This window comes from Micromonospora sp. ATA51 (assembly GCF_016802855.1).
GTDB lineage: Bacteria > Actinomycetota > Actinomycetes > Mycobacteriales > Micromonosporaceae > Micromonospora > Micromonospora sicca.
This window is the reverse complement of record NZ_JAEVHJ010000318.1, coordinates 1-7,547: the sequence shown is the minus strand read 5'-3', so window position 1 is coordinate 7,547 and position 7,547 is coordinate 1. Positions and strand designations below refer to the sequence as shown.

Sequence of the window (7,547 nt, the reverse complement as noted above, 5' to 3'; positions counted from 1 at the left end):
CGAACCGGCCGGGGCGCAGGCCCGCGCCGGCTCCGGGGCGGCGAGCGCCACGGCGGCAGACAGGCCGAGCAGCCCGAGCAGCGCCGCGAAGAGCCGCGGCTCGGACTGCCCGGGCATCCTGGGAGCCGCCGATCCTCCGGCTCGCCGGGCGGCCCAGCTCGATCGTGTCGACGGTGCGGAGGTCGGCATTGTCGCCCTCCCGGGCGCCGTTGCCTCGTCACACCCGGCGGACGCGGGCCGCGCCAGCCGCGGCCCGGTGCCGTCCGCTTCCGACATCAGCTCTTCGACGAGGGCCGGCTGCTCGGGAGCGGCGGGTTGCCGGCTGTCTCCCGGTCCAGCAGGTCAGAGTCCGCACCGCGCGTCCGCATGTCCCGCGCCGCCGGCTCACTCTCGGCCGACTCGTCACGCCCGTCCTCGGCGTCGGTCGGTCCGTCAGGGCGCCCTCGTCGGGAGCCGGCTCGTGCCGCTCACTGCCGTCGGCGGCCGACCCGCCACCCGGCGGGACGGTCGGTGCGGCCCCCGGCACCCAGGCGAAGCCGAGTGCGCCGCCCACCGCGCCGAGCATCAGACCCAGAAAGAAGCCGCCGAGGTTCACCCCGATCAAGGAGAAGAGCGCGGTCACCGCGGCGACCACGGCGTAGAAGATCCGCTGCTGCGGCCTGAACCAGATCAACAGCCCGCAGGTGACCAGGATGGCGGGTATCAGCCAGGACAGGAAGCCGGTCGGCCCCATCTGGAAGGTGAGACCACTGAGTGACATCTGGGTCGTGCCGAAGATTTCCAGACCGGCCAGTGCGGTGAGCAGGCCGCCCCAGAACGGGCGGGCCCGTCGCCAGCGGCGGAAGCCGTGCCACGCAAGCCCAGGGCGGCCACGTCGTGGCAGTTGGACAGTTGTCACATCGTGCCTCCTGCCGGTTGACGGGACTGGGCTCACGGGCGTGCTCTCCGCGAGCCCAGCGGTCAGCTCAGAAGCATTCCTTGGCAGCCGACCCGACATTGACCTTCAGCTTCAGTCCGGTCAGGTTGAACGTGCCCGCATGGGTGGCCCGGGCACCTGTCGAAGGTTCTTGATGTTCACCGCTTCGGCCTGCTGGCCGAAGGCCTTCCGGTCGCCTGTCGCGCCCGGAGGGCCGCCCTGGAGGGTCGACGCGTCCTGCCCGATGTTGATGTTCTGGAACACGACGTCGCCTTCCAGCGACTCCACGTCGATCAACAGGTCCTTCGCGGTGGCGGGCCTGCCGCCCCCACCGGCGGTAATGGTGAGCACCACCGGGACGCCGGGTGTCTTCACCGACTGGCACAGGTCGAACAATTCGGCCTTCCGGATGCCGGTGACGGCGACCGGATGCTTCGTCCCGTCGACCTCCTGCGCGATGCCCCCGAACTGGACGAAGCCCTCACCGCGCAACTCTGAGGCGGAGACCTTGAACGTCTGGCCGGAGACCGCGAACGAGGCGGCCATCGCCCCGTTCGACATGCCGAGCACGATCGCGCCGGCGACGGCGGAAGTGGGCACCAGGAGTGCGAGGAAGCGCCCCCAGCGCGTGCGACCCGGGTTGTCGGACCGATCCTGCACGATTCCTCCTCAGGGTGGACTTCGCGCGGGTGGACGGACGGGACGGGAAGGCCGTCGCGTCGGTCTCGTCACTCGTTGCTGGGATGACGATCGGGCACTCATGGGTGCGCATGAGGCGCAGGTCACATTGAGTGACTACTCGACGCTAACATGAGTCCGACTCAGGATTTGCGGATTTGCCGCAGACGGGCACGGCGGAGCGAGTCGTCAGAAAAAAACAACCATCCGGGCCCCGGGCATCTCCCGAAGCTGCCCCTATTTCCCTCCTACTCGGGTAAGCTGTGCCGTTTTCGCGGACCCCGGTCGGGTAACCGGCTGTTGAGCGCCCGAGGAAGCCGATCGAGAGCCCGGGAGATCCGGGATCGGCCGGAGGCGGACGACCTCCGGCGTACCACGGGCGATCTCATCCCAACCGTGCTTGCGTCTCCGGTCCCTGGAGGCGCCAACCGATGGGAGCTTGACATGAACGCAACGCTCAGCCGGAGTCTGTCCGTCGGTCTCCTGGTCACCGGCACCATGCTCGGTCCGGCGACCGCCGCCGAGGCCCTTCCCGCCCAGAGCGGGCCAGTCCACGCGGCCCAGCCCGCGCCGACCGACGCGGGCAAGCGGGTACTGGCGCACGACTACCAGCGCCAGCCGAACTCCTACTTCTGCGCGCCGGCCGCGACCAGGATCGCGCTGTCCACCCAGGGCAAGATCCTCAGTCAGCAACAGGTCGCCAAGAAGCTTGGTACCACCAAGGCCGGCACCAGCTCCGCCAGCGAGACCACCCGAGTTCTCAACGACGTTACCGGCGGGGGCTACGAGACCACCGAGATCAACGGCCCCACCGCCCAGGCGCAGCAGGTCGACAAGCTGCGCGGTGACGTGGTCGAGGCGATCGACGCCAAGCGCGGTGTGGTAGCCAACATCACCGGCACGGCCGTTGACACCGAAGGCGTCCCGCACACGTACCCGGACGGGCACTACCTGACCATCATCGGGTACCGCAACGGCGGTGAGACGCTGCAGATCGCCGATCCGTACGCCCGGGACGGGCACTACTGGATGAGCGACCAGAAGGTCGCCGACTGGGTCGCCGAGCGCGGCTACTCCAGCTGACCCCGACCCACCCACGGACGCTGGCCGGGCTCCCACCAAAGGGGCCTGGCCAGCGTCCGTCCGCGCCAGCTTCCGCTGCCCGGGCCCTCTGCCAGAGCGGGGGTCAGGGATCGAGGCGGAGCGGCAGCCCGAAGCGGGGGAACAGGCCCGGCTGGAGGAAGTGGGTGAGCCGGGAGATCCGCCCGCCGGAGAACTCCAGCAGCTGGATCGAGAACGCCCGGTGGCCGCCATTCGGATCGGGCCGGTACTGCGCGACGGCCGGGCCTCCGTTGGCCGCGATCGGCACCAGGCGGGAGCCCCGGCAGCCGGCGCCCGGCCCGACCAGCCACCGCCCGATGTCGACCGCCCCGCGCAGCCACATCGGATACGGCGGCATGCTCTGCACGGCGTCCTCCCGCAGCAGCGCGACCAGGGCGTCGATGTCGTACCGGGCGAAGGTGTCCACGTACCGGTCGAGCAGGTCGCGGTGCTCGTCGTCCAGGTCGGCCCCGGCGTGCCGGCCCGCCTCGGGGACGTCGGCCAGCGTCGCCCGGGCGCGCTGCAGGGCGCTGTTGACCGCCGCCACACTGGCCCCGAGCAGTTCGGCGACCTCGTCGGCGTGCCAGCGCAGCACGTCCCGCAGGATCAGCACCGCGCGCTGCCGGGGCGGCAGGTGCTGCAACGCGGCCACGAACGCCAACCGGACCGACTCGCGGGCCACCGCCAGCTCCGCCGGGTCCCCGGGCAGCACCGCCGCGTCCGGGATCGGCTCCAGCCAGTCGCCGACCGGCCCCGGCTCGCCGAGCGACGCCGCCACGGGCGCCGACGGGGCGCCGAGATCCATCGGCAGGGCCCGCCGTCCGCGGCCGCGAAGCTGGTCCAGGCAGACGTTGGTGAGGATCCGGTAGAGCCAGGTGCGCAGGCTGGACCGGCCGTCGAAGCGGTCGAGGCCGCGCCAGGCCCGCAGCAGCGTCTCCTGCACCGCGTCCTCGGCGTCGAAGGGCGAGCCGAGCAGCCGGTAGGCGTAGCCGGTCAGCTCGACCCGGAACTCCTCCAGGTCGCCGGTCGTCCTCGCGGTCGCCGTGGTCATGGAGCCACCGTAGGCCGATCCTCCGACAGCGCGTACCGCCGACGTGGCGGCGGCGGGACGATCAGGCCTCGGCGGCCGGCCCGGTCGCCGGCTCGGTGGGCACCGCGACGTGCAGCCGGAGCTGGGGGACAAGCATGTCGTCCACGTCCAGCGCCCGGGCCGCGCCGTCCGGCTCCCAGCCGGTGCTGGTGAGGAATTCCCGGGTCGCCTCGTCCCCGTCGAACGCCCAGGCCACCGCCCGGGTGAAGCCGTCTTCCCGCCACAGGTCCACGGCGGCGGAGAGCAGCGCTGCCGTGCCCGCGTCGACCCCAGCGCGGCTCGACCAGCAGGTCGGTCACCGCCACCACACCGTCGGCGAGCGCCTCGGCGGGCTCGCCCGGGGCGAGCGCCTCCGCGTCGGCCGGACCGGATGCGGCGAATCCCACCAGATACGATTGCTCGGCCTGTTCGACGGCGACCAGCACGCGGTGCGCGCCGGAGGGCGGCTCCTGCACCGCCGCGTTCCACCGCCGGGCGAGGTACGCCTCGTCCAGGTTGTCGAGCACGTGCCGGGGCAGGATCCGGCGGTACGCGACCCGCCAGGTCGCGAGCTGGATTCGTGCGATCTCGCCGGCGTCCTCGGGACGCGCCGGGCGGACGTACCCGAGAGCCATGGCACGTGAGCCTACGCAGGGCGAGGGGGGCGACGGTGGCGCAGGGTGCCAGACGGACGTACGGGCAGGTCGCCGGCGTGCTGGTGCTCGCCGTGGCGGTGGCCGCCTTCCTCTCCGTCGCGGCCATGCGGCACGGCTTCTTCGACCTGAAGGTGTACTACGGCGCGCTGACCTTCTGGGTGCACGACGGCGGGGAGATCTACGACTTCCTCAAGGCCGGCACCCAGTACGGCTTCACCTATCCGCCGTTCGCCGCGCTGGTGATGCTGCCGATGGCGTACCTGCCCTGGCCGGCGGCGATCACGGTGAGCGTGGCCGCCAGCGTGCTGACCAGCGCGGTGCTGATCTGGTGGCTGGTCGACCCGATCGCCCGCCGGGCCGGCTGGACCCGCTGGTTCGCCCTCGCGGTGGCGCTCTGCCTGGCCGCCGCGTTCGAACCGATGCGCGAGACGGTCAACTTCGGCCAGGTCAACACGCTGCTGCTCTTCCTGGTGGCGGTGGACCTGCTGCGGCTGCTTCCGGCCGGCAACCGGTGGGCCGGGGTGGGCATCGGCCTGGCCACCGCGATCAAGCTGACGCCGGGCGTCTTCATCGTGTACCTGCTGGTCACCCGGCGCTGGCGGGCCGCGTTCACCGCGATGGCCGCCGCCGCCGGGGCGAGCCTGCTGGCCGCCGCGCTCTTCCCGGACGCCTCGCGGGAGTTCTGGACCGAGGCGCTGTGGAACACCGGCCGGGTCGGGGAGCTGGCGTTCGTCTCCAACCAGTCGCTGCGCGGGGTGGTGGCCCGGCTCGACCCGGAGCATCCGAGCACGCTGGCCTGGCTGGCGCTGGTGCTGGCCACCCTCGCCGTCTGGGCCTGGCGGGCCCGGGCCGCGGTGGCCGTCGGCGACGAGGCCACCGGCCTGGCGCTGACCGGCGCCATGATGTGCCTGGTCAGCCCGGTGACCTGGGTGCACCACCTGGTCTGGCTGATCCCCGGACTGATCCTGCTGGTGGACAACGCCATGGCGGTGCCCGCACGGGGCCGCCGGCGCCGCGTCCTGCTGGCCGCCGCGATCATCGGGTACGGCTTCCTGATCAGCCGGATCGTCTGGGCCTGGGAGAAGGACTTCAGCGGCGTGGACGGCTTCCTGGGCAGCAACACCTACGTCTGGATCAGCCTGGCCCTGCTGCTCGGCCTGCCGATCCGGCGCTGGACGACGCCGACCCACGGCGGGCCCGGCCGGGAGCCGGGGCCGGCCGGGTCACTCGCCGAGCCGGGCGGTATACCGCAGCTCGACAAGACCGACGGGGTCACGTCCGCCGGAGAGCGGCACCGGGTAGGTGGATTCCAGCCCGTCGGGTGACAGCCCGGCCCGCTCGTAGAAGCGGCGGGCCCGGACGTTGTCGGCCAGCACCCAGAGCCGGTACTCGGTCCAGCCCCGCTCGGCCAGCCCGGCGCGGGCCGCGGCCAGCAGCGCCCGGCCGGTCCCGTCGCCCCAGCGCGCCGGTTCCACGTACATGCCCAGGATCTCCCCGTACGCCGGGTCGAGGTCGGCCCGGTCCTGGTCGTTGCGGTACGGCCCGAACGTGGCGAAGCCGGTGACCGCACCCTCGTCCGCGCTGACCAGAGTGGTGAACGGGTGTTCCGGGTCGGCGGTGCCGAGGTCCCGGCGGCGCTGCGCCCAGGCCGCCGGGTTGAGCCGGCGCAGCACCTCGTCCGGCATGATCCCGGCGTAGCCGGCCTGCCAGCTCCGCACGTGCACCCGGGCGATCGCCTCGGCGTCGTCCGGCTCCTCGCGGCGAATGGTGAGCATCCGTCCGTTCTATGTCCTCAGGGGCGATCGGTCCAGCGTCCGCTCCGGCGTCGTACCGGTGGATTAGGGTGCCCGACGATGGCTGTCCCGGAATCGCTCTCGCTCGCCCAGGCCCGGCGCATCGCCCTCGCGGCCCAGGGCTTCGCCGACCCGGCGCCCGGCGGCGCACCCACCCGCCGGCACCTGCGCCGGGTGCTCGACCGGGTCGGGTTGATCCAGATGGATTCGGTCAACGTGCTGCAACGGGCGCACTACCTGCCGCTCTACAGCCGGCTCGGGCCGTACCCGACCACGCTGCTGGACGCCGCGGCCTACCGCCGCCCCCGTGAGCTGTTCGAGTACTGGGGGCACGAGGCGTCGCTGATCCCGGTCGGGCTGCAGCCGGTCCTGCGCTGGCGGATGGCGAAGGCCCGCGAGGAGGCCTGGGGCGGCATGCGCCGCATCGCGCAGGAGCAGCCCGAGCTGGTGGCCTGGGTCCGCGACGAGGTGGCCGCCCGGGGCCCGCTGACCGCCGCCGAGATCGAGCACGACGCGCCCCGGGAGACCGGCAACTGGGGCTGGAACTGGTCGGCGGTGAAGCGGGCGCTGGAGTTCCTGTTCTGGGCCGGTGAGGTGACGGCCGCCGAGCGGACCACCTCGTTCGCCCGCCGCTACGACCTGCCCGAGCGGGTGCTGCCGGCCGCCGTGCTCGACGCGCCCACGCCGAGCGACGCCGACGCCTGGCGCGCCCTGGTGTCGGTCGCCGCCCGGTCGCTCGGCGTGGCCGCCGAGCCGGAGCTGCGCGACTACTTCCGACTGCCGCTGGCCGGCGCCCGGCGGGCGGTCGCCGAGCTGGTCGAGGCGGGGGAGCTGACGCCGGTCACGGTGCCGGGCTGGCGGCAGCCGGCGTACCTGCACGCGCAGGCCCGGCTGCCCCGGTGGGTGCGGAACAACACCCTGGTCAGCCCGTTCGACCCGCTGGTCTGGGAGCGGGCCCGCACCGAGCGGCTCTTCGGCTTCAGCTACCGCATCGAGATCTACGTGCCCGCCCCGCACCGGGTGCACGGCTACTACGTGCTGCCGTTCCTGCAGGGGGAGCGGTTCACCGCGCGGGTCGACCTGAAGGCCGACCGCAAGGCGGGCGTGCTGCTCGTGCCGGCCGCCTGGATCGAACCCGGGGCCGACCCGGGGGAGACCGCGGTGGCCCTGGCCGCCGAGCTGTACCGGCTGGCCGGATGGCTCGGTCTCGACGCGGTGGCCCGCCCGCGGCGGGGGACCTCGCGGTGCCGCTGGCCGCCGTGCTGGCGGGCGTCGCCGGTGTACGGTGAGCGCGTGACGAGCGTCGACCGGCCGGCCACCCAGCCGGGCCAGCA

5 protein-coding genes and 3 pseudogenes are annotated in these 7,547 nt (G+C 73.1%); 3 read left to right on the top strand and 5 right to left on the bottom strand.

What is annotated here, in order from left to right:
- Window positions 1-523 precede the first annotated feature (523 nt).
- Together JNW87_RS31490 and JNW87_RS31485 are read right to left on the bottom strand one after the other, a co-directional pair.
- Window positions 524-934: pseudogene (locus JNW87_RS31490) on the bottom strand (DUF6114 domain-containing protein); the annotation flags it as partial.
- An 84-nt stretch (window positions 935-1,018) separates the two neighbouring features.
- Window positions 1,019-1,576 carry a DUF6230 family protein gene (locus JNW87_RS31485; RefSeq protein WP_375373572.1) on the bottom strand — a complete coding sequence of 186 codons (558 nt, stop codon included), beginning with the start codon at window positions 1,574-1,576 and terminating at the stop codon, window positions 1,019-1,021.
- A gap of 462 nt (window positions 1,577-2,038) precedes the next feature.
- Between JNW87_RS31485 and JNW87_RS31480 the strand changes: the two genes are divergently transcribed.
- Window positions 2,039-2,677, top strand: a complete 639-nt coding sequence (locus JNW87_RS31480) for a C39 family peptidase (RefSeq protein WP_238454926.1) — start codon at window positions 2,039-2,041, stop codon at window positions 2,675-2,677.
- A 103-nt stretch (window positions 2,678-2,780) separates the two neighbouring features.
- Here the strand turns inward: JNW87_RS31480 and JNW87_RS31475 are convergent, their stop codons facing one another.
- The gene (locus JNW87_RS31475) at window positions 2,781-3,746 is read right to left on the bottom strand and encodes a sigma-70 family RNA polymerase sigma factor (protein ID WP_238454925.1); all 966 of its coding nucleotides are present in this window, start codon (window positions 3,744-3,746) and stop codon (window positions 2,781-2,783) included.
- A 61-nt stretch (window positions 3,747-3,807) separates the two neighbouring features.
- Window positions 3,808-4,399 (bottom strand): annotated as a pseudogene (locus tag JNW87_RS31470) (GNAT family N-acetyltransferase).
- 35 nt (window positions 4,400-4,434) lie between these two features.
- Here JNW87_RS31470 and JNW87_RS31465 point away from each other — a divergent pair.
- Complete coding sequence (locus JNW87_RS31465) at window positions 4,435-5,745, top strand: glycosyltransferase family 87 protein (RefSeq protein WP_238454924.1); 1,311 nt, start codon at window positions 4,435-4,437, stop codon at window positions 5,743-5,745.
- On the opposite strand, the gene JNW87_RS31460 is transcribed toward JNW87_RS31465, so the two are convergent.
- The gene (locus tag JNW87_RS31460) at window positions 5,644-6,195 is read right to left on the bottom strand and encodes a GNAT family N-acetyltransferase (RefSeq protein WP_109804049.1); all 552 of its coding nucleotides are present in this window, start codon (window positions 6,193-6,195) and stop codon (window positions 5,644-5,646) included. The genes JNW87_RS31465 and JNW87_RS31460 overlap by 102 nt on opposite strands.
- Before the next feature lie 78 nt (window positions 6,196-6,273).
- On the opposite strand from JNW87_RS31460, the pseudogene JNW87_RS31455 reads away from it, so the two are divergent.
- A pseudogene (locus JNW87_RS31455) lies at window positions 6,274-7,502 on the top strand (winged helix-turn-helix domain-containing protein).
- The last annotated feature ends 45 nt before the right edge of the window (window positions 7,503-7,547 follow it).

Excerpts from the sequence above, each read along its gene's own strand:
- JNW87_RS31480 (WP_238454926.1), top strand. The coding sequence starts at position 2,039 with ATGAACGCAACGCTCAGCCGGAGTCTGTCCGTCGGTCTCCTGGTCACC.
- JNW87_RS31475 (WP_238454925.1), bottom strand. The coding sequence starts at position 3,746 with ATGACCACGGCGACCGCGAGGACGACCGGCGACCTGGAGGAGTTCCGG.
- JNW87_RS31460 (WP_109804049.1), bottom strand. The coding sequence starts at position 6,195 with ATGCTCACCATTCGCCGCGAGGAGCCGGACGACGCCGAGGCGATCGCC.